This is a genomic window from Sphingobium sp. GW821-FHT02B05 (assembly GCF_059421905.1).
On sequence record NZ_JBWKVW010000001.1, the window covers coordinates 380,798 to 400,132 of the forward strand.

At 65.2% G+C, this 19,335-nt stretch carries 19 protein-coding genes and 1 tRNA gene; 7 read left to right on the forward strand and 13 right to left on the reverse strand.

All coding sequences use genetic code 11. The annotated features are described in order from the left end of the window. Positions 1-152 precede the first annotated feature (152 nt). The 6 genes from AC07UX_RS02020 to AC07UX_RS02045 form a co-directional block, all read right to left on the reverse strand. Entirely contained in the window at positions 153-665 is a 513-nt protein-coding gene (locus tag AC07UX_RS02020; RefSeq protein WP_495190357.1) for a hypothetical protein, read from the reverse strand. A 48-nt stretch (positions 666-713) separates the two neighbouring features. Continuing rightward, positions 714-1,334 (reverse strand): bifunctional 4-hydroxy-2-oxoglutarate aldolase/2-dehydro-3-deoxy-phosphogluconate aldolase, encoded by a 621-nt coding sequence (gene eda / locus AC07UX_RS02025; RefSeq protein ID WP_495191754.1) that lies wholly within the window; start codon positions 1,332-1,334, stop codon positions 714-716. 2 nt (positions 1,335-1,336) lie between these two features. Then, on the reverse strand, positions 1,337-2,311 hold the full coding sequence (gene glk, locus AC07UX_RS02030; protein WP_495190358.1) for a glucokinase: 975 nt from the start codon (positions 2,309-2,311) through the stop codon (positions 1,337-1,339). A 107-nt stretch (positions 2,312-2,418) separates the two neighbouring features. Continuing rightward, entirely contained in the window at positions 2,419-4,260 is a 1,842-nt protein-coding gene (gene edd / locus AC07UX_RS02035) for a phosphogluconate dehydratase (RefSeq protein ID WP_495190359.1), read from the reverse strand. Then, positions 4,253-5,716, reverse strand: coding sequence for a glucose-6-phosphate dehydrogenase (zwf, locus tag AC07UX_RS02040; RefSeq protein WP_495190360.1), 1,464 nt, complete (start codon positions 5,714-5,716; stop codon positions 4,253-4,255). Before zwf ends, edd begins: the two co-directional genes overlap by 8 nt. Positions 5,717-5,892: 176 nt before the next feature. Then, positions 5,893-6,324: a MerC domain-containing protein gene (locus AC07UX_RS02045; RefSeq protein ID WP_495190361.1), complete on the reverse strand. Its 432-nt coding sequence runs from the start codon at positions 6,322-6,324 to the stop codon at positions 5,893-5,895. A gap of 154 nt (positions 6,325-6,478) precedes the next feature. Between AC07UX_RS02045 and AC07UX_RS02050 the strand changes: the two genes are divergently transcribed. Continuing rightward, positions 6,479-6,563 (forward strand) — tRNA-Leu (locus AC07UX_RS02050). A 79-nt stretch (positions 6,564-6,642) separates the two neighbouring features. Then, positions 6,643-6,828, forward strand: a complete 186-nt coding sequence (locus AC07UX_RS02055) for a hypothetical protein (protein WP_495190362.1) — start codon at positions 6,643-6,645, stop codon at positions 6,826-6,828. Positions 6,829-7,072: 244 nt separating this feature from the next. On the opposite strand, the gene AC07UX_RS02060 is transcribed toward AC07UX_RS02055, so the two are convergent. Beyond that, the gene (locus AC07UX_RS02060) at positions 7,073-8,209 is read right to left on the reverse strand and encodes a pyridoxal phosphate-dependent aminotransferase (RefSeq protein ID WP_495190363.1); all 1,137 of its coding nucleotides are present in this window, start codon (positions 8,207-8,209) and stop codon (positions 7,073-7,075) included. Positions 8,210-8,267: 58 nt separating this feature from the next. On the opposite strand from AC07UX_RS02060, the gene AC07UX_RS02065 reads away from it, so the two are divergent. Then, entirely contained in the window at positions 8,268-8,531 is a 264-nt protein-coding gene (locus AC07UX_RS02065) for a hypothetical protein (RefSeq protein ID WP_495190364.1), read from the forward strand. Between the two features lie 16 nt (positions 8,532-8,547). On the opposite strand, the gene pgl is transcribed toward AC07UX_RS02065, so the two are convergent. The 5 genes from pgl to AC07UX_RS02090 form a co-directional block, all read right to left on the reverse strand. Next, positions 8,548-9,240, reverse strand: a complete 693-nt coding sequence (pgl, locus tag AC07UX_RS02070; RefSeq protein ID WP_495190365.1) for a 6-phosphogluconolactonase — start codon at positions 9,238-9,240, stop codon at positions 8,548-8,550. Between the two features lie 4 nt (positions 9,241-9,244). Then, on the reverse strand, positions 9,245-9,724 hold the full coding sequence (locus AC07UX_RS02075) for a YbaK/EbsC family protein (protein WP_495190366.1): 480 nt from the start codon (positions 9,722-9,724) through the stop codon (positions 9,245-9,247). Further along, complete coding sequence (galE, locus tag AC07UX_RS02080; RefSeq protein ID WP_495190367.1) at positions 9,721-10,716, reverse strand: UDP-glucose 4-epimerase GalE; 996 nt, start codon at positions 10,714-10,716, stop codon at positions 9,721-9,723. Before galE ends, AC07UX_RS02075 begins: the two co-directional genes overlap by 4 nt. A 93-nt stretch (positions 10,717-10,809) precedes the next feature. Then, positions 10,810-12,987, reverse strand: a complete 2,178-nt coding sequence (locus tag AC07UX_RS02085) for a 3-hydroxyacyl-CoA dehydrogenase NAD-binding domain-containing protein (RefSeq protein WP_495190368.1) — start codon at positions 12,985-12,987, stop codon at positions 10,810-10,812. 88 nt (positions 12,988-13,075) lie between these two features. Continuing rightward, on the reverse strand, positions 13,076-14,284 hold the full coding sequence (locus tag AC07UX_RS02090) for an acetyl-CoA C-acetyltransferase (RefSeq protein ID WP_495191755.1): 1,209 nt from the start codon (positions 14,282-14,284) through the stop codon (positions 13,076-13,078). A 268-nt stretch (positions 14,285-14,552) separates the two neighbouring features. Here AC07UX_RS02090 and AC07UX_RS02095 point away from each other — a divergent pair, with 268 nt between their 5' ends. Continuing rightward, complete coding sequence (locus tag AC07UX_RS02095; RefSeq protein WP_495191756.1) at positions 14,553-16,223, forward strand: MFS transporter; 1,671 nt, start codon at positions 14,553-14,555, stop codon at positions 16,221-16,223. A gap of 9 nt (positions 16,224-16,232) precedes the next feature. Here AC07UX_RS02095 and AC07UX_RS02100 read toward each other — a convergent pair whose 3' ends face one another. Then, positions 16,233-16,832: a nucleotidyltransferase family protein gene (locus AC07UX_RS02100; RefSeq protein WP_495190369.1), complete on the reverse strand. Its 600-nt coding sequence runs from the start codon at positions 16,830-16,832 to the stop codon at positions 16,233-16,235. A gap of 154 nt (positions 16,833-16,986) precedes the next feature. On the opposite strand from AC07UX_RS02100, the gene folE reads away from it, so the two are divergent. The 3 genes from folE to AC07UX_RS02115 are packed head-to-tail and all read left to right on the forward strand — an operon-like array spanning position 16,987 to position 19,243. Beyond that, positions 16,987-17,592, forward strand: a complete 606-nt coding sequence (gene folE, locus AC07UX_RS02105) for a GTP cyclohydrolase I FolE (RefSeq protein WP_495190370.1) — start codon at positions 16,987-16,989, stop codon at positions 17,590-17,592. Further along, the gene (locus AC07UX_RS02110) at positions 17,589-18,428 is read left to right on the forward strand and encodes an SDR family oxidoreductase (protein ID WP_495190371.1); all 840 of its coding nucleotides are present in this window, start codon (positions 17,589-17,591) and stop codon (positions 18,426-18,428) included. The genes folE and AC07UX_RS02110 overlap by 4 nt, the downstream gene beginning before the upstream one ends. Positions 18,429-18,463: 35 nt before the next feature. Further along, complete coding sequence (locus AC07UX_RS02115; protein ID WP_495190372.1) at positions 18,464-19,243, forward strand: enoyl-CoA hydratase-related protein; 780 nt, start codon at positions 18,464-18,466, stop codon at positions 19,241-19,243. Positions 19,244-19,335: the final 92 nt, after the last annotated feature.

The window sequence follows — 19,335 nt, forward strand, 5'->3', positions numbered from 1 at the left end:
GTTCTGCCAACCGCACGTCGCGGTAAAGCAACTTCTTCCGCTTTCCACCAGATGGTCTTTCAGCCTTCGACCTGCCATCTGAATGGTGGCCGGTTTCAAGGAGGTGGATGATCTGACGCAATGACCAAAAATGGTCGCCACCCGCCATCCCATCAAGGCTGCGGCAATCGTCCCTTCATCGCGTCGATACGGTCGTTCTGCTGGTCGACCAGCGCCAGCGCGGCGCTGCGGGCGGCGTCCACATCCTCAAGACCGCCGGCGGCCTTGCCATCGGCCACCGCGTTGCTGCGCTGGACATAGAGGGTGTCGAGGCTGGCGAGGGCCGACACGCTGTCGTTGCGGGCGGATTCGAGCGCGCTGATCGTCACCTGTGCGGCGACCCATGTGTCGCTCGATACGGCCGCGCCGGATGCTGCGCGCACGGCCTTGTCGGCCCTGGCATAGGCGGTGTCGAAGGCGGCGGCGCCCTTGTCCGCCTGACCCACATATTTGGCGATTTCCGCCGACAGCGCCGCATCGGCCGGGACCGGGGCGGAAGGCGGGCTGATCTTCGCGACGGGGGCGCTCTCCACCGCACGCTTGGCCAGCGAGGGATAGCTTTGCGGCGCGCCGGCACAGCCGGACAGGAACAGAGCCAGGGCGGCAAGGAGGCGGCGCGGATTCATAGGCTTCATCTAGGCGGAGGAGAGGCGGGGCGCAATGGCCCCGCATCCTTAGCGTGGCAAGGCAGCCGCTTCGCGGGCCAGCGCTTCGATGGCGTCGGGATCGACCGGCCCCTTAGGCACGACCCAGCTGCCGCCGACGCATTTGATGAAGGGCTGGGCCAGCCATTCGGGCGCGCTCTGCGCCGTGATGCCGCCGGTCGGGCAGAAACGGGCGGTGTGGAGCGGCGCGGCAAGCGCCTTCAACGCCGGCAGGCCGCCGGACGTTTCGGCCGGGAAGAATTTGAAGTGGGTAAGGCCCATGTCCATGCCGCGCATGATGTCGCCGGCCGTGGCTGTGCCGGGCAGGAAGGGGATGTTCGCGGCGATCGCGGCCTTGCCCAGCGGTTCGGTGAGGCCGGGGCTGACGATGAAGCGGGCGCCCGCCTCCATCGCGGCGTCCAGCTGCGCCGGGTTCAGCACCGTGCCAGCGCCGACGACCGCGCCTTCGACCTTGGCCATTTCGCGGATCACGTCCAGCGCGGCGGGGGTGCGCAGCGTCACTTCCAGCGCGGGCAGGCCCCCAGCGACCAGCGCGCGCGCGATCGGCAGCGCATCTTCGACCCGGTCCACCACCAGCACCGGGATCACCGGGGCCAGCTCCATCACCTGCTCGACGGTCAGCTTGCTCATCATCACTTCTCCCTGAACGCTGCGGCAGCGCCGAACAGCCCTATTTCATCATGAATGGCGCAGCGGATCGGCACGGTCGCCATCAGGCTTTCGAACCGGCCCTTCGCCTTGAAGCGGGTGTGAAAGCCGCTCGTTTGCAGAAAATCCTTCATCCGCTGGGTCAGGCCGCCGGCCAGCACGACGCTATGCGGGCCATGGGCCAGCGCCAGATCGCCCGCGACCGAACCATAGCAAAGGCAGAAGCGCTCCAGCGCGCGGCGGGCGAATTCGTCGCTGCCGTCGAGCGCCGCCTGCCACAATTCGGGGTCTTCCATCAGCATGACGCGGTCATGGCCGATCGTCGCCAGCGCCTTGTAGATATAATTGAGGCCGGGGCCGGACACGATCCGCTCCGTGGACACGCGCAGGAATTTGTCGCGCAGGTAGGAGAGGATCTTCTCTTCGATATGGTCGAGCGGGGCGAAGTCGAGATGGCCGCCCTCGGTCGCGATCACATGGGGATGCCCCTGGTCATAGGCGATCATCGCAACGCCCAGGCCCGTACCGGGGCCAAGGATGGTGACGCCGCCATCGGTGGGGAAGGGGCGATCCTCACCGAACAGCAAAGGCAGATTTTCGACCGGCAGGCGCGATACGGCATGGGCCACCGCCTCGAAATCATTGACGAGGCGCACGGTGTCGACGCCGATGTCGCCGGCCAGCGTGTCGGCGCGGATCACCCAATTGCTGTTGGTCAGCTTGATGACGTCGCGCCCGATCGCAGTGGCGAAGGCGATGGACGCGGCGCGGGGCAGGTCGCCCTCGCCTTCTTTCTTCTCGTCCTGCGCAAAGGCCGCCCAGCAGGCTTGCAGGCTCGGATAGTCGGCGACCTTATATTTGCGCACGGAGCCAAGGGTCGGCACGCCCTTTTCATCGAGCGAGGCGCGGGCGAAGCGGGCGTTGGTTCCGCCGATGTCGGCGGCGATGATGTCGGTCATCAGGGCATCCAATTCTTATATATCGTCACCCCGGCGCAGGGCGGGGTCTCAGGCGGCGGCAAAGCTTTTCCGCACGAGATCCCAGCCTTCGCCGGGATGACGGTGGTTCAAATCTCGCTTTCCATCGCCGCCAGGATCGGCGACGCGCCCTGTTCGGCCAGGTCGCTATGATGGCGGAAGAGGGCGAACAACTCGCGGCCGGTATCGTAGGGCGGGGGCGGGGCGGCGGGGATGTCCCGTGCGTCCCAGGTCGCCGCATCGACCAGGGCACTCACATCGCCCGTCTGCGCGCAGACCCGCACCAGATCGCCGTCGCGCAGCTTGCCGATCGCGCCGCCGCCAAGGGCTTCGGGCGACAGATGGATGGCGGCGGGCACCTTGCCGGACGCGCCGGACATGCGCCCGTCGGTCAGCAGCGCGACCTTGAACCCGCGATCCTGCAACACGCCCAGCGCCGGGGTCAGCTTGTGCAGTTCGGGCATGCCATTGGCGCGCGGGCCCTGGAAGCGGACGACGACGACGACGTCGCGTTCCAGTTCGCCCGCCTTGAACGCGCGCAGGACATCGTCCTGATCGTGGAAGACGGCGGCGGGTGCCTCGATCGTCCAGCGTTCCTGATCGACGGCACTGACCTTCATGACGCAACGGCCAAGATTGCCCTGGAGCAGCTTCATGCCGCCATCTGCGCTGAACGGGTTGGATGCGGGGCGCAGCATATTTTCGTCGCGCGACGCAGGTACGTCGTTCCACACCAGCCCGTCGTCCCCCAGCGCCGGTTCCTTGCCATAGTCGGTCAGGTCGTCCGACGCGACGGTCATGATGTCGCGGTGGAGCAGCCCGGCGTCGAGCAACTCGCGGATGATCACCGCCATGCCGCCGGCTGCGTGGAAATGGTTCACGTCGCCGGAGCCATTGGGATAGACACGCGCCAGCAACGGCACGACGTCCGAAATCTCGGCAAAGTCGGTCCAGTCGACATGGATGCCCGCCGCCCGCGCGATGGCCGGCACATGGATGGCATGGTTGGTGGACCCGCCCGTCGCCATCAGGCCGATGATCGCGTTGACGATCGCCTTTTCATCGATGCAATGGCCCAGCGGACGATAATCGTCATTTGGTTTTCCGTCTTTGGCCCATCCGATCTGCGTCATGCGATGCGTCGCCGCGCGGGTCAGTTCCTGCCGCAGCTTGGTGCCCGGATTGACGAAGGCGGACCCCGGCATGTGCAGGCCCATCATCTCCATCATCATCTGGTTGCTATTGGCCGTGCCGTAGAAGGTGCAGGTGCCCGCGCCATGATAGGAGGCGCTTTCGGATTCCAGCAGTTCTTCCTTGCCGACTTTGCCTTCGGCATAAAGCTGGCGAATACGCACTTTTTCCTTGTTGGCGAGGCCCGACGGCATCGGGCCGGCGGGGATCAGGATGGTCGGCAGATGGCCAAAGCGCAGCGCGCCGATCAGCAGGCCCGGCACGATCTTGTCGCAAATGCCCAGCAGCAACGACCCTTCGAACATGGCGTGGCTGAGCGCCACCGCCGTGCCGAGCGCGATCGTGTCGCGGCTGAACAGCGACAGGTCCATGCCCGCCTGTCCCTGCGTCACGCCGTCGCACATGGCGGGCACGCCGCCTGCGACCTGCGCCGTGGCACCGACTTCGCGCGCCGCGATCTTGATCAACTCGGGATAGCGGCCATAGGGCTGATGCGCCGAGAGCATGTCGTTATAGGAGGTCACGATGCCGATATTCATCGCGCGACCGGTGCGGATCACGGCCTTGTCCTCGCCGCTGGCGGCAAAGCCATGGGCGAGGTTGCCGCAGGACAGTTGATCGCGATTGGTGCCCGCGTCGCGGCCCCGCTCGATCAGGTCGAGATATTTGAGACGCGAGGCGGCGCTGCGCTCCACGATGCGGTCGGTGACCTTTGCGATCACCGGATTCAAATCAGTCATGCCAGCTGGCTCCGTCACGTTCGATAAGGGCAATGGCCGAAGACGGACCCCAGTTCCCCGAAGAATAGGCGGCGGGCTTCATATTGGCCTCTTTCCACCCGTCGATGATAGAATCGATCCATGTCCATTGCGCTTCCACCTCGTCACGGCGGACGAAGAGGGTCTGGTCACCGGCCAGCAGGTCCAGGATCAATCGTTCGTAGGCGATGCGGCGGCGCTGCCCGGCAAAGGCGGCGGTCAGGGAGACGTCCAGCGTCACCTCGTCCAGCTTCACCTGCCGCTCCAGCCCCGGCCTTTTGCTCATGATGGCCAGGCGGATATATTCCTCCGGCTGCAAGCGGATGACGAGCGTGTTCGGCTCCAGCCCCGTACCGTGCCCATCGCGGCCGAAGATGCTGTGGCGCACCGGCTTGAACTGGATCACGATTTCGGACTGGCGGGCGGGCATCCGCTTGCCGGTGCGCAGGTAGAAGGGCACGCCCTGCCAGCGCCAATTGTCGATATAGGCCTTCAACGCGACGAAGGTTTCGGTATCGGAGGGCTGGCCCAGCTCGTCGGCATAGCCAGTGACGATCTGGCCACTGACCGCGCCCGGCGAATATTGGCCGCGTACGCTGTGCGTCTTGACCGTTTCGTCGGTCATGGGACGCAGCGATCGCAGCACCTTCACCTTCTCGTCGCGCACGGCGGTCGGGTCCATGCGGGCGGGCGGCTCCATGGCGATGATCGACAGGATTTGCAGGATATGATTCTGCACCATGTCGCGCAGCGCGCCGACCCCGTCATAATAGGAGACGCGGCCTTCCAGTCCCACCGTTTCGCCCACGGTGATCTGCACATGGTCGATCGCCGTGGTGTTCCACAGCGGTTCGAACATCACATTGCCAAAGCGCAGCGCCAGCAGATTCTGGACCGTTTCCTTGCCCAGATAATGATCGACGCGGAAAATCTGGCTTTCGGCAAACAAGGCGCCGATGCCGTCATTGACCACCTTGGACGAGGCCAGATCCTTGCCGATCGGCTTTTCCATCGCGATCCGCGTGTGCGGCGTGATGAGTCCGGCGTCGGCCAGGCCCTGCGCGGTCGGCGCGAAGAGCGAGGGCGGCGTGGAGAGATAGACCGACAGGCCGCGCTCCAGCCGGCCGTCGATCCGCTTGGCGAGCGCGGCGAACTGATCGGCATTGCCGGCATCGACCGGCTGATAGGCGATCATCGCGCCAAAGCGGTCGGCGACATCCGCCTCGTAGCGATCGGCGGCCAGAAACTGGCGCAGCGCATCGTCCACCTGGCTGCGAAAGGCGGTGTCGTCCATTTCGGACCGGCCGGATGCGACGATCAGGAAATCGTCGGGCAGCAGCCCGTCGGACAGCAGATTGTAGAGCGAGGGAAAGATCATCCGGCGCGCCAGATCACCGGTGGCACCAAATAACAGGAACGTAGCAGACGGCTCGGTCAAAGGATGGTCCTTCTCCGTTTTTGAAATTGTCTATGTCTGCACGAGGCGCTCTTATAGCGCTCGCGGATCGTTACGCAAGAAGGCTATCGTGGAAGCCGGTGTGCAGCAACATCATGACATGGCAGCTTTCGCAAGCGCCGGATATTTCGCGAATCGGATCAGGATCGAAAAATCGGTCAGCGCAGCCCGCGCCGCCAGTTGAGGATATGGGCGATGGCGAGCGACAGGCTGCCGGCGACGGTCCAGAGCGTTTCGGCAAGCGTGCTTTGAGCCATCAGTGCGCCGACGCTCATCATCGTCAGTCCGGCGATGCCGATCAGCAGCGGACCGGCCCCACCCTGGCGGCGCCGGCCCTGCACCAGCGCGAACAGGCTGGTCGGCACCGCCAGCGCCAGCATGACAAGGTGGAAGGATTCGCCCGGATTGACGCGACTGGCCAAGGCGGGGAGGAGCGCGAACAGCAGGGGCAAGGCCAGGCAATGCAGGGTGCAGAGCGAGGAAGCGCAGAGCGCGAAACCATCCAGCCAGGCGGTCGGTCCGTGCGTGGCGCCCTCATCCTGCGTCCTTGGGCAGTGCGCTGCGGGTTGATGGTGGGGGGAGACGGCCATGGCGATCCAATCAATGATATAACGTTACATTTTCAGGGCGGCATGTGGTCCTGCTGCCCCATGGTGTCAAGCGAAGGGGATGGCTTTTATGCCTCACGCTGATTTTCGGCTGGACGCCCGCGCCGGATTTTGTCATTTGCGCGCAACCAGCCGTGCGGGTGTGGTGAAACTGGTAGACGCGCCGGACTCAAAATCCGGTTCCGCAAGGAGTGTCGGTTCGATTCCGACCACCCGCACCACTGGCCCTTCCGACATCAGCAGATCGATTACGGCGCTCCGGCGGTCGCGGACGGCCTGCGACCATGCTATGCCGAGTCCATGAAGGCTCGCCACATCCTGCCGCCCTTGCTGTTCGGCCTGCTTGTGCTGATCGTCATCAGCGTAGGCGACGCGCTCTTCTGGAGCGTGCCCCATGCGGTCGAAAAACTCCCGCCGCGCCTGCTGACGGTGGCGGTCTTGACGGGGCTTTGGCTGGTGCATCTCTACAAGCGCACGGTGCGGTGATTGGCGGGGGAGTCCGTTCTGGTTATCACCAGAATGGGATATATCGCGATCCTTCCCATTTGCCCCATACCCGTCACCCCAGCGAAGGCTGGGGTCTCAGGCGGCAGTAGGGGGAGGCCAGCCGTCTTACGCTATCCGTTGACGTAGCGTGCGCCTGCCTGAGATCCCAGCCTTCGCTGGGATGACGCTATTCGGGGCGTTACACTTAAAACCCGACCGTCCCCTAACCACCCATAGCGGCTCTCTATCGCCCGTCCTGCGCCTGGAACCATGGCACCATGCGCGCGATCGCGTCCTCGACCCGGTCGGTCGATACGGCGAAGCTGAAGCGGATGAAGCGGTGGCCGTCGACGGGATCGAAATCCACGCCGGGCGCCGTCGCCACGCCGGTTTCGCGCAACAACTTCTGGCAGAAGCTGAGGCTGTCATGGGTCAGGTGGCTGATGTCGGCATAGATGTAGAAGGCGCCGTCGGGCGGCGCGATGCTGGCGAGGCCGAGCGCGGGCAGGGCGTCCAGCAGCAATTGCCGGTTGCGCCGATAGCTCTCGACATGCCCGTCCAGTTCGTCGGTGCAATCGAAGGCGGTGAGGCCCGCCCGCTGCGCCAGTACCGGCGGGGTCAGGAACAGGTTCCCCATCCGCGCCCGCGCCACGCCGATCAGCGCCGGCGGCACCACGATCCAGCCCAGTCGCCAGCCGGCCATGCTGTAATATTTTGAAAAGCTGTTCACGATCACCGCGTCGGGCGCGAATTCCAGCATCGATCGGGCCGGCGCCCCGAAGCTGAGGCCATGATAGATTTCGTCGGAAATGATGCGGGCGCCGCGATCCGCGCACACCTGCGCGATTCGCGCCAGTTCGTCCGCCGGGATGATCGTGCCGGTGGGATTGGCGGGACTGGCCAGGATCAGGCCGTCCGGCGCGGGATCGATCGCCGCCAGCGCGTCCGCGCTGATCTGGTACCGTTCGGCCGGGCCGCAGGCGACCTCGACCGGCTCCAGATAGAGCGCTTTGAGAGTATTGCGATAGGCGACATAGCCCGGCCGCGCGGTGGCGACGCGGGCGCCCGGCGCGAACAGGCTGGTGAGCGCCAACACCAGCCCAGGCGACGCGCCGCAGGTCAGCAATATCTGTTCCGGATCGACCGCCACGCCATGCTTTTCGGCATAATGGCGCGCGATCCGTTCCTTGAGCGCCGGGCTTTCCCAATAGCCCATCGGCTCGGTATCCAGCACCTGATGCGCGACCGCGATCGCTCCGGCCGGCGCGCCGGTCGACGGCTGGCCGAATTCCATGTGCAGGATGGAACGGCCCTGCGCTGCGAGGGCATGGGCCTCGCGGCTGATCGCGATGGCGTGGAAGGGGGAGATGTCGGCAACCATGGGCGCGTGCCTATTATGACGGGGCAACCATGTCCATGGCCGGCGCGTTTCGACCGGCATGACCCCGACATTGCTTACTGCCCTGCAATATTATGGCGCGGGCGCCGCGACCATCGCGGCGCTGGTCGTTTCGCTCAATCTGGGACGACGCATAACCGGATGGGCATTCGTCCTGTTCGTCACCAGTTCGATCGCGCTGATCGGCTGGGGATTTCTGGACAAGGATAGCGAGGGGATAGGCTGGCAGAATATCGCGCTGCTGGTGATCAACGCCGTGGGGGTATGGCGCTATCTGATTTCGACGCATGCGGTCAAAGATTGAGCGAACGGATATAGCGCTATATTTCGCTGATCCACACTTCGACCGGCACGGCGTCCTGCAACAGCGCCAGCCGGATCGGCAATTCCTCCACGGCGCCGCCCGCCAATGCGCGATCATAGACGGCCTTCTTCCCCAGCCCGCTGATCTGCAGGAAGATATGGCGGCTCTGGCGGATTGCGTGCGCGGTCAGCGACATGCGCTGGTGCGGCGCGACCGGGGGCGTGGCGGCGATGGTCAGCGCCTTGCTCGCCAAACCGTCGGCCAGTTCCTTGCCTTCGGGGAAGAGCGAAGCGGTGTGGCCATCATCGCCCATGCCCAGCAATATGATGTCGATCGGCCAGGGAAGCGCCACGAACGCCGCCTCCACCGCAGCCTGCCCGGCATAGGCGTCGGCCGCATCATTCTTCATCGGCACGAAACGCGCCTGCGCTGCTGGCCCCTGCAACAATGTCTCGCGCACCAGCCGTTCGTTGCTGTCGGCACTGTCGGGCGCGACCCAGCGTTCGTCCACAAGCGTGACGACGACCTTGCTCCAGTCGAGATCGACCTTGCTCAACGCCTCCAGCACCGGGCGCGGCGATCGGCCGCCCGATAGCGCGATGCTGGCGATCCCGCGCGCGGCGATGCCGTCGGCCAACAGCGCGGCGATGCGCGCGGCGATATCGGCGGCGGCCTCTGTCCCGGTGGCGAAAAGATGTTCGGTCGGCATGGGGCTACTCCGCAATGGCGTCTGGTAGGGTGCAAATGTCCACCCAGGTCGCCCCGGTCAAGGTCGCCAGCCGATCCGGCGTCAATTCGACCGAAGTGGTGCGCGATCCGGCCGCGGGAAAGACGGTGGCGAAATCGCGCAGCGACACGTCGCAATAGACGGGCAGGGCAGAAGGCAGGCCGAACGGGCATACGCCGCCCACCGGATGGCCGGTCAGTTCCTCCACTTCATGTCCGCCCAGCATGCGCGGCTTGGCGCCCAGCGCCGCCTTGGCCTTCGCGTTCGACAGGCGCGCGTCGCCGCGTGCGCAGACCAGCACGACCGTATCGCCGATGCGCAGCGACAGCGTCTTGGCGATCCGCGCGGGTTCCACGCCCAGCGCGGCGGCGGCTTGCGCCACCGTCGCGGTGCTGACACCCTGGTCGATCAGGGCGACGTCGGGGGCATGGGCCGCGAAGAAGGCGCGGACGCTCGCCTCGCTCATCCGCGCTCGCCCAGCTTGCGTTCCCACGCCAGTGCATGGGTCACGATCTGGTCCAGATCGGCATGCCGGGGCGTCCAGGGGAAAGTCCGCAGGATCGCGCCATTGTCGGATATCAACTGCGCCGGATCGCCCGCCCGGCGCGGTGCCATGACCCGGTTGATCGGATTGTTGGTCACGCGGTCGACTGCGTCGAGCACTTCCAGCACGGAAAAGCCCCGGCCATAGCCGCAATTGAGCAGATGGTTGCGCGTCGGCTCTGCGATCAGCGCCTCCAGCGCCAGCAGATGCGCGGCGGCCAGATCGGTCACATGGATATAGTCGCGCACCCCGGTGCCGTCGGGCGTATCGAAATCCGTGCCGAACACGCCGACATGGCTGCGCTTGCCCAGCGCGGCTTCGACCGCGACCTTGATGAGGTGCGTGGCGCCTGCGGTCGACTGGCCTGCGCGGCCCTGCGGGTCGGCGCCTGCGACGTTGAAATAGCGCAGCGCGCAGAAGTTCATCGGATGCGCCGCCGCCACGTCGCGCAGCATATATTCGGTCATCAGCTTCGACATGCCATAGGGATTGATCGGCCGCTGCGGCGTATCCTCCCGCACCGTTTCCACATCCGGCGTGCCATAGGTCGCGGCGGTGGACGAGAAGATGAAATGCGGCACGCCCACCCGAATCGCGCTTTCGATCAGGTCGCGGGTCTTGGCACTGTTGTTGTGATAATATTTGAGCGGGTTCTCGACCGATTCCGGCACGACGACGGAGCCGGCAAAGTGCATGATCGCCTTTACATCATGGTCGCGCAAAGTCGCTTCCACCAGCGGCTGGTCGGCAATGTCGCCGCGCACCAGCGGTACGTCGTCCGGCACGGCCCAGTCGAAACCGGTGACCAGATTGTCGATCACCACGACGCCATAGCCGGCGTCCTTGAGCGCCAGCACCGCATGGCTGCCGATATAGCCCGCGCCGCCCGTGACCAGTACCGTGGGTTTGCTCATAAGAAAAAGGTCTCCCCGAAATGTTCGGGAAGACCTAGCCGAGTGTCGTTGCGATTTACAGGGGTTGTTCCCCGGCCTTCGCCGGGGAACAGGTTATGCGGCAGCTTGTGTGGGTACCGGTCGATAGAATAGCCCACCGGTCGCGACCATGTCGCGCAGCTGTTGGGTGGGCGCAAAGCGCGGGCCATGTTCCGCCACCAGCCTGTCCAGCACTGCGACGACATGGGCGATGCCGACCGTATCCATGTGGCTGAACGGCCCGCCGGTATAGGGCGCAAACCCCCAACCGAAGATCGCGCCGATATCGCCATCTTCCGGCGTTTCCAGCACGCCTTCCTCGAAACAGCGGGCACATTCGATCAGCTGGCGATAGAGCAGCCGCTCCTTCACCGCCGCCACGTCGGGCTGCTCGGCCGCGCGCGGGAACATCTCGCCCAGTGCCGGCGACAGATGCTTTTTCGCGCCTTCGGGATAGTCGTACCAGCCCTTGCCATTCTTGCGGCCGAGGCGCCCGGCGTCCACCATCTTGACCATGATGTCGTCCGAACCTTGGCGGATATAGGCGTCGCCCAGTTCCTTCCTGGCCGCGCTCATGATCTTCCAGCCCAGTTCGATCGACACTTCGTCGCTGACGGCGAGCGGGCCGGTCGGCATGCCCAGCTGCTTGCCGGCATTTTCGATCAGCGCGGGATTGACGCCTTCGCCGACCAGTTCCGCGCCTTCCTGCACATAGGTGCCGAAGCTGCGCGAGGTGTAGAAGCCGCGGCTGTCATGCACGACGATCGGGGTCTTCTTGATCTGCGCCACGAAATCCAGCGCCTTGGCGATGGCGGCCGGGCCGGTCTTTTCGCCCAGGATGATTTCCACCAGCGGCATCTTCTCGACCGGGGAGAAGAAATGGACGCCGATGAAATTCTCCGGCTTGGTCCAGGCCTGCGCCAGCTTGGTGATCGGCAAAGTGGAGGTGTTGGAGCCGAAGATGGTGTCCGCGCCCAGCACGGCTTCGACCTGTCTGGTCACCTCCGCCTTGATGCCCACATCTTCGAACACGGCCTCGATCACGAAGTCCGCGCCGGCGAGCGCCGCATAGTCGGTGGTGGGCGTGACGCGGGCCAGCGTGGCTTCCAGCTTTTCGGGCGTCATGCCCTTGCCCAGGCGCTTCTTCAGAACCTCTTCGACATGCGCCTTGCCCTTCTGCGCATAGGCCAGGTCGCGGTCGAACAGGACGACCTCGATCCCCGCCTGCGCCGCGACGGTGGCGATGCCTGCGCCCATCATGCCCGCGCCCAGCATGGCGAGCTTGGTCGTCGGTGCTTTCGGTTCCTCCTTGGGGCGGCGCGCACCACGCTCGGCGGCCTGTTTGTTGACGAACAGGGTGCGGATCATGTTCGATGCCTGCGGATCGGCGGCGACCTTGGCGAAATATTTGCTCTCGATCCGGATGGCGCGATCCATCGGCAGGGTGATGCCTTCATAGACGGCGGACAGCAGAGCGATCGGCGCGTTCATGTTGCGCTGCGTCTGCTTCAGCGTCATCGGCAGGGCGCCGGCCATGGTCTGCACGAAGGCAGGGTTGAAACCGCCCGCGCCGCCCGGAACCTTGAAACCCTTGACGTCCCAGGGCTGGGTGTTGGCGGTCGGATTGGCCTTCACCCACGCGCGCGCGGCTTCGACGGCCGTGCCTTGCGGCACGACCTGATCCACGGCCTTCAGCATGGCGGCTTCGGCCGGGCGGAACAGCTTGCCCTGAAGCATATACATCAGCGCGGCCTGCACGCCGATCAGGCGCGGCAGGCGCTGCGACCCGCCACCGCCGGGGAAGAGGCCGATCAGGATTTCGGGCAGGCCCAGCTGCGTCTTGCTGCTATCGCCCACGAACCGGCGATGGCAGGCCAGCGCCAGTTCGAAGCCGCCACCCACGCAGGTGCCTTCGATGGCGCAGGCGACAGGCTTGCCGCTGGTTTCGAGGCGACGCAACAGGGCGTTCAGCACGAACAGCTTGTCGAAGATGGCGGCCGGGGCAGGGCGTTCGCCGTCGCCGGTCGCCAGCATCGACCCGAAATATTTGAGGTCCATGCCGGCCATGAAGCCGCTGTCCTTGCCCGACGCGATGACCGCGCCCTTGATGCCCTCTTCCGACGCGATGCGCGTGATCGCGGCATCCATGTCCGTCAGGAAATCCGGGCCGATGACGTTCATCGACTGGCCGGGCACGTCGATGGTCAGCGTGGCGATGCCGTCTGCATCGATGTCGAAGGTGATGGTGTTCATTTTGATCTCCTCTCCCCCGTTCGCCCTGTTCGAACGAGCCACTTGTCTCGTTCGAATGTCGAAGGGCCGAACGGGGTGGTAATATGGCTTATACGCGCTCGATGATGATGCCGGTGCCCATGCCCGCGCCCACGCACAGGTTGATGAGCGCGGTACCCTTGCCCGACCGTTCCAGTTCATCGAGCGCCGTGCCCAGCACCATGGCGCCGGTGGCACCCAGCGGATGGCCCATGGCGATCGCGCCGCCATTCACGTTGATCTTGCTATGGTCGAGGTTCATCGCCTGCATGTAGCGCAGTACGACCGAAGCGAAGGCCTCGTTCAGTTCCCAAAGGTCGATGTCGGCGGTGGTCATGCCCGCGCGGCTCAGCAGCTTGCCCGCGACGAATTCCGGCCCGGTCAGCATGATGAGCGGCTCCGACCCGATCGAGGCCATCGCCTTGATCTTCGCACGGGGCTTCAGCCCATATTTCTCGCCCATATCCTTGTTGCCGACCAGCACGGCGGCCGCACCGTCGACGATGCCGCTGCTGTTGCCGGCATGGTGGATATGGTTGACCTTTTCCAGTTCCGGGTAGCGCAGCAGGGCGACGGTATCGAAGCCCGGCATCTCTTCACCCAAGGCGGTAAAGCTGGCCTTCAATGCGCCGAGAGACTGCATCGTCGCATCGGGGCGCATATGTTCGTCATGGTCCAGCGCGATGCCGCCGATCACATCCTTCACCGGAACGATCGACTTCTTGAAGCGGCCTTCGTCCCAGGCCGCCTTGGCGCGCTTCTGGCTTTCGACCGCATAGGCATCCGCATCGTCGCGGCTGATGCCGAATTTGGTGGCAATGACGTCGGCGCCGATGCCCTGCGGCGCGAAATAGGTCTTGTAGGCGACCGCCGGGTCCATCGCCCAGGCGCCTCCGTCCGACGCCATCGGCACGCGGCTCATCGATTCGACGCCGCCGCCGATCGCGAACATCGCTTCGCCCGAATAGACTTTCGCCGCGGCCATGTTCACCGCTTCCAGGCCGGAGGCACAGAAGCGGTTGATCTGCACGCCCGGCACGGTCTGCGCATAATCGGCGTTCAGCACGGCGACGCGGGCGATGTTCGCGCCCTGTTCGCCGACCGGGCTGACGCAGCCCAGGATGACGTCGTCCACATCGGCGGTGTCGATCTGGCTGCGGTCGCGCACGGCTTCCAGCACCTGCGTCGCAAGCTGGATGGGGGTGATGTCGTGCAGCGACCCGTCGGCCTTGCCCCGGCCACGGGGCGTCCTGACGGCGTCGTAAATATAGGCTTCCATGTTCATTCCCTCTCCGTGGGGGCCGTTCCGGCGCTTCGGATGTTGCCGCGAATGTATTTACGTTTACGTAAAGTGCAAGTGTCTATTATGCTGTTCGCGCGTCCGCCAGCATGCCGTAGCGGCAGGTTCGCCCTATCGATTCAGTTGTCCAACTCGCTGTCGCATATCGGGGTTTCAGACGCGCGAATCCCCCGTCGGTTCGGGCTGCTCTATCGGCGGAATGGGCGAGAAGCGTTGCACCCCGGCCATTGCCGTTTATATCGACCCCATGGACAGCGTGACCGAAGCCCCGACCGAAAAATCCCCGTCGCCTTTTTCCATCCCGACCTTCCGCGCCATCTGGACCGCCAGCCTTGCGTCCAATTTCGGCGGCCTGATCCAGTCGGTGGGGGCGGCGTGGATGATGACGTCTCTGTCAGCCTCGCCCCTGCTGATCGCCCTGGTACCGGCGGCGACGACGCTGCCCATCATGCTGCTGTCGCTGTGGGCTGGGGCGGTCGCGGACAATCTGGACCGGCGCAAGGTGATGATCGCCTGCCAATGCGCGATGTTGCTGACCTCCGCGCTGCTGGCGGCGACTGCATGGTGGGGGCTGATGACGCCCTGGCTGCTCCTGTCCTTCACCTTCGCCATCGGTTGCGCCACCGCGATCAACGGTCCCGCCTGGCAGGCATCGGTGGGGGACATGGTGCCGCGCGCGCTGCTGCCCAGTGCGGTGGCGATGAACAGCATGGGCTTCAACCTGGCGCGCAGCATGGGGCCGGCGCTGGGCGGCATCATCGTCGCGGCGGCCGGGGCGGCGGCGGCTTTTCTGGTGAATGCGCTCAGCTATGTCGGCCTGCTGACCGTATTGGCGCGCTGGCGGCCCAATTTGCCGCCCAAGCTGCTGCCGCGCGAACGGCTGGGCGTCGCAATGGTTGCGGGCGTGGGCTATGTCGCCGCGTCGCCGAACATCAAGCTGGTCCTGTTGCGCAGCGGCGCTTTCGGTATCGGCGCGGCGGCCGTGTCCGCGCTAATGCCGCTGGTCGCGCGCGACGTGCTGGGCGGCGGCGCGCTCACCTTCGGCGTCACCAGCGGCGCATTCGGCGTCGGGGCGGTGCTGGGCGCACTTGGCAGCCGGCGTTTGCGCACGTTCGTCTCGGTCGAAACCCTGGTGCGCTGTGCCGCTTTGTCGATGGCGCTGGGCACGGCGCTGACGGCGGCCAGCAACCTGCTGCCGCTGGCGATATTGGGCTACATGCTTGCAGGCGCGGGCTGGGTGCTGGCGCTGTCCACCTTCAACGTGTCGGTCCAGATGTCGGCGCCACGCTGGGTGGTCGCGCGGGCGGTGGCGCTGTACCAGATGATCGCCTTTGGCGGCATGGCGGGCGGGGCCTGGCTGTTCGGCTGGGTGGCGGAACATCAGGGCGTCGTGACCGGCCTCTATGCCGCCGCCGCCGCGCAGTTCGCCGCCGCGATGCTGGGGCTATGGCGTCCGCTGCCGCAGATCGGCGACGATAATCTCGATCCGCGCGGCGATTGGCGGGAGCCGGACACCGTCATCCCGGTCGAACCCCGCAGCGGGCCGATCGTCATCACGATCGAATATCGCATCCCGTCCGGTTCGATCGTGCCCTTCCTGTCCGCGATGAGCGAACGCCGGCGTATCCGGCGCAGGGACGGCGCCCATGGCTGGCAATTGCTGCGCGATCTGGGCGAGCCCAATCTGTGGGTCGAGCGCTATCATGTATCGACCTGGCTCGACTATGTGCGCCATAATCAGCGGCGCACCGTCGCCGACATCGCCAACAGCGATGCGATCCATGCCCTGCATGAAGGGCCGGACGCGCCGGTCGTGCATCGCCGCCTGGAACGGCAGACGGGGTCGTTGCCGATCAGCCGCGCGCCCGATGCCCGCGAAATGGGCGATGGCCTGACCGACCCGACCCGGTCGAGCTGACCTTTAAGGCTATTGCGGCGTGACCGGACGCCAGCCGGGCAAGTCCTGGGGCGTGTCGATATCGTGCAATATGTTGCCGATCGTCTCGATCTGGATACCGTGGCTCAGCAGGGCGCGCGCCCCCTGATCTCCCTTGAGCGCAAGCAGTTCGGGGAAATGCTTGCGCCCGATAAAGGCCGGGGGCGACGAGGAAAAACCGTCGGTCGACGACACCACGGACCGGATATCCTCCGCCGCCAGGCAGATGCGGTTATAATGGGTTTGGGGTACGTCCGGCATGTCGGCCAGACAGATCAGGATGCCGCGTATCTTTTTATTGGGCATCACATGTTCGACCGCGCGCACGATGCTGCCCGATATGCCGTCTTCGGGCTGGTCGTTGACGATGATGGTATAGCCGCGCCGGTCCAGCTTGCGATGGATGACCGGCGCGAACTCGATCGGCCGGACGACCGCGATCAGCTCGGCAAAGGCCATGGACGCGACCGTTTCCAGCACATGCGCCGCCATCGGCTTGCCGCGCAGGTCGGTCATCAGCTTGTCCGCCTCGCCAAAGCGGGAGGATGTTCCAGCCGCCAGCAACACGGCGGCGATCCGTTTAGTACGCATGATAGGTCAGAGGTATGGACATAATATCGTGGCGATCCCGTTTTCGCCCGATTTGCCACCGCTGCGATCTTGTGTCCAGCGGCCCGAAAGGCACTGGCCATCGCGCAACCCAGCCGCCATATGCGGGATCAACAGCATAAGGAGTGGCCGGTAGATGGCATGTGACCTGGAAGCGGAAACGGTGGGCGAAGGCAAGGAGCCGGTGCCGGCCGAAGTCAGCGACGCGATCCGCACCCTGATCCGCTGGTCGGGCGACAGCCCCGAACGCGAAGGACTGGTGGAAACCCCGGAGCGCGTGGCGCGCGCCTGGCGCGAATATTGCCGCGGCTATGCCGACGACCCGGCCTATCACCTGTCGCGCATCTTCCATGAAGTGGGTGGCTATGACGATGTCGTGCTGCTGAAGGACATTCCGTTCCAGTCGCATTGCGAACATCATATGGCGCCGATCGTCGGCAAGGCGCATATCGCCTATCTGCCCGGCGACTATGTGGTCGGCATTTCGAAGCTCGCCCGCGTCCTGCACGCCTATGCCAACCGGTTGCAGGTGCAGGAACGGCTGACGTCGGAAGTCGCCAACTGCATCTGGGAGCATCTAAAGCCCCAGGGCGTGGCCGTGGTGATAGAGGCGACCCATGGCTGCATGACCGGGCGGGGCGTGCGTACCCCCAATGTCATCATGAAGACCAGCCGCATGCTGGGCGTGTTCCGCGATGATGAAAAGTCGCGGGAGGAAGTGCTGAAGCTCATCGCTTCATGAGCGAGACGCAAGAACCTGCCTACCGCCCGCTGGGCAAGGCGCGCAGCGATGTCGCGCCGGTCGGCGCGCCGCTGGCGCCCAAGCGGCTGGCGCTCGTCACCGGCGGGCATCGGCGGCTGGGCGGCATCATCGCGGCTGCGCTGGCGCGGGCCGGTCATTCGCTCGCCATCCATGGCAGTCACGACACGCGGCTCGATTCCCATCTGGCGCTGACCTTCGAGGAGGAAGGCACGGAATGGGAAGGGTTCGTCGTCGATTTCGCCGATCCCGAAGGGGCTGAGGAACTGGTGGCGCAGGTGGCGGAGCGTTTCGGCCGGCCGCCCGACATATTGATCAACAGCGCCGCCATTTTCGGGCAGGACCGGCTGGAAACCGTGACCGCCGACGATCTGATGCGCCATTATGCGGTCAATTGCGCCGCGCCGACCTTGCTGACCAAGGCTTTCGCGACCGTGCCGGCGGGGGTGGGGGATCGCTGCATCGTCAATATCCTCGATCAGCGGATCGACCATCCCCATGCCGACCAGATGGCCTATACCCTGTCCAAGCTGGCGCTGGCGGGTCTGACCCGTACCAGCGCGAACAGCCTGGCGCCCAGGGTCCGGGTGAACGGCGTGGCGCCGGGCCTTACCATGGCGACCCCCGATTATGACGAGGCGCAGATGGAGCGGCTGGCCGACCTGATGCCGCTCGCGCGCCTGCCGCAGGCGGAGCAGATCGCGCAGGCTGTCCTCTATCTGGTGGAGGCGATGGCGGTGACGGGGCAGACACTCTATGTCGATGGCGGCGCCCATTTGAGGAGCTATGACCGCGATTTCATGCATCTGGGCCGGTAACGCCCTACGGTCAAAAAAATGTCAGAGGAGAAAGCATGAGCTACGAAACGATCCTGGTCGAACAGCGCGACGCGGTCACGCTGATCACGCTGAACCGGCCGCAGGCGCTGAACGCGCTGAACAGTCATGTGCTAAGGGATCTGAGCGCGGCTTTTTCCGCCTATGACGCCGATCCGACCCAGCATTGCGCGGTCCTGACCGGTAGCGGCGAAAAAGCCTTCGCGGCGGGCGCCGACATCAAGGAAATGGTGGATAAGCCGGCCGCAGACTTTTTCCTGGAGGATTTCTTTTCCGGCTGGCAGACCGGCGTGGTCGCGACGCGCAAGCCGTGGATCGCGGCGGTACAGGGCTTTGCGCTGGGTGGCGGGTGCGAACTGGCGATGATGGCGGACTTCATCATCGCGGGCGATACGGCGAAATTCGGCCAGCCCGAAATCAAGCTGGGCGTGGCGCCGGGCATGGGCGGGTCGCAGCGCCTGACCCGCGCGGTGGGCAAGGCCAAGGCGATGGAAATGTGCCTGACCGGGCGCATGATGGACGCGGCCGAAGCAGAGCGATCCGGGCTGGTGAGCCGCATCGTGCCGGCCGCCGACCTGATCGACGAGGCGCTCAAGACCGCCGCGACGATCGCCGCGTTGCCGCCGATGGCCGCGATGGTGAACAAGGAAATGGTCAACATCGCCTTCGAAACCGGTCTGGCCCAGGGCTTGCTCACCGAACGTCGCCTGTTCCAGATCCTCACGGCCACCGACGACAAGAAGGAAGGCATGACCGCCTTCGTCGAAAAGCGGCCCGGCGTCTGGAAGGGGCGGTAACGGCTCATAATATTTTGATTATCTCGCCAGGGCCTTAGAAAATCTCATTGGTCCGTGGCGGAGTTGCCCGGCACTCTCGTTTCACAAAGAAA

Bases quoted from the DNA above. Each gene is read 5' to 3' on its own strand.
- glk (WP_495190358.1), bottom strand. From the start codon at position 2,311: ATGACCGACATCATCGCCGCCGACATCGGCGGAACCAACGCCCGCTTC.
- AC07UX_RS02060 (WP_495190363.1), bottom strand. From the start codon at position 8,209: ATGGTTGCCGACATCTCCCCCTTCCACGCCATCGCGATCAGCCGCGAG.
- AC07UX_RS02085 (WP_495190368.1), bottom strand. From the start codon at position 12,987: ATGAACACCATCACCTTCGACATCGATGCAGACGGCATCGCCACGCTG.
- AC07UX_RS02045 (WP_495190361.1), bottom strand. From the start codon at position 6,324: ATGGCCGTCTCCCCCCACCATCAACCCGCAGCGCACTGCCCAAGGACG.
- AC07UX_RS02055 (WP_495190362.1), top strand. From the start codon at position 6,643: ATGAAGGCTCGCCACATCCTGCCGCCCTTGCTGTTCGGCCTGCTTGTG.
- pgl (WP_495190365.1), bottom strand. From the start codon at position 9,240: ATGCCGACCGAACATCTTTTCGCCACCGGGACAGAGGCCGCCGCCGAT.
- galE (WP_495190367.1), bottom strand. From the start codon at position 10,716: ATGAGCAAACCCACGGTACTGGTCACGGGCGGCGCGGGCTATATCGGC.
- AC07UX_RS02100 (WP_495190369.1), bottom strand. From the start codon at position 16,832: ATGCGTACTAAACGGATCGCCGCCGTGTTGCTGGCGGCTGGAACATCC.
- folE (WP_495190370.1), top strand. From the start codon at position 16,987: ATGGCATGTGACCTGGAAGCGGAAACGGTGGGCGAAGGCAAGGAGCCG.
- AC07UX_RS02110 (WP_495190371.1), top strand. From the start codon at position 17,589: ATGAGCGAGACGCAAGAACCTGCCTACCGCCCGCTGGGCAAGGCGCGC.
- AC07UX_RS02075 (WP_495190366.1), bottom strand. From the start codon at position 9,724: ATGAGCGAGGCGAGCGTCCGCGCCTTCTTCGCGGCCCATGCCCCCGAC.
- AC07UX_RS02115 (WP_495190372.1), top strand. From the start codon at position 18,464: ATGAGCTACGAAACGATCCTGGTCGAACAGCGCGACGCGGTCACGCTG.
- eda (WP_495191754.1), bottom strand. From the start codon at position 1,334: ATGAGCAAGCTGACCGTCGAGCAGGTGATGGAGCTGGCCCCGGTGATC.
- AC07UX_RS02065 (WP_495190364.1), top strand. From the start codon at position 8,268: ATGACCCCGACATTGCTTACTGCCCTGCAATATTATGGCGCGGGCGCC.
- edd (WP_495190359.1), bottom strand. From the start codon at position 4,260: ATGACTGATTTGAATCCGGTGATCGCAAAGGTCACCGACCGCATCGTG.
- AC07UX_RS02095 (WP_495191756.1), top strand. From the start codon at position 14,553: ATGGACAGCGTGACCGAAGCCCCGACCGAAAAATCCCCGTCGCCTTTT.
- AC07UX_RS02020 (WP_495190357.1), bottom strand. From the start codon at position 665: ATGAATCCGCGCCGCCTCCTTGCCGCCCTGGCTCTGTTCCTGTCCGGC.
- AC07UX_RS02090 (WP_495191755.1), bottom strand. From the start codon at position 14,284: ATGGAAGCCTATATTTACGACGCCGTCAGGACGCCCCGTGGCCGGGGC.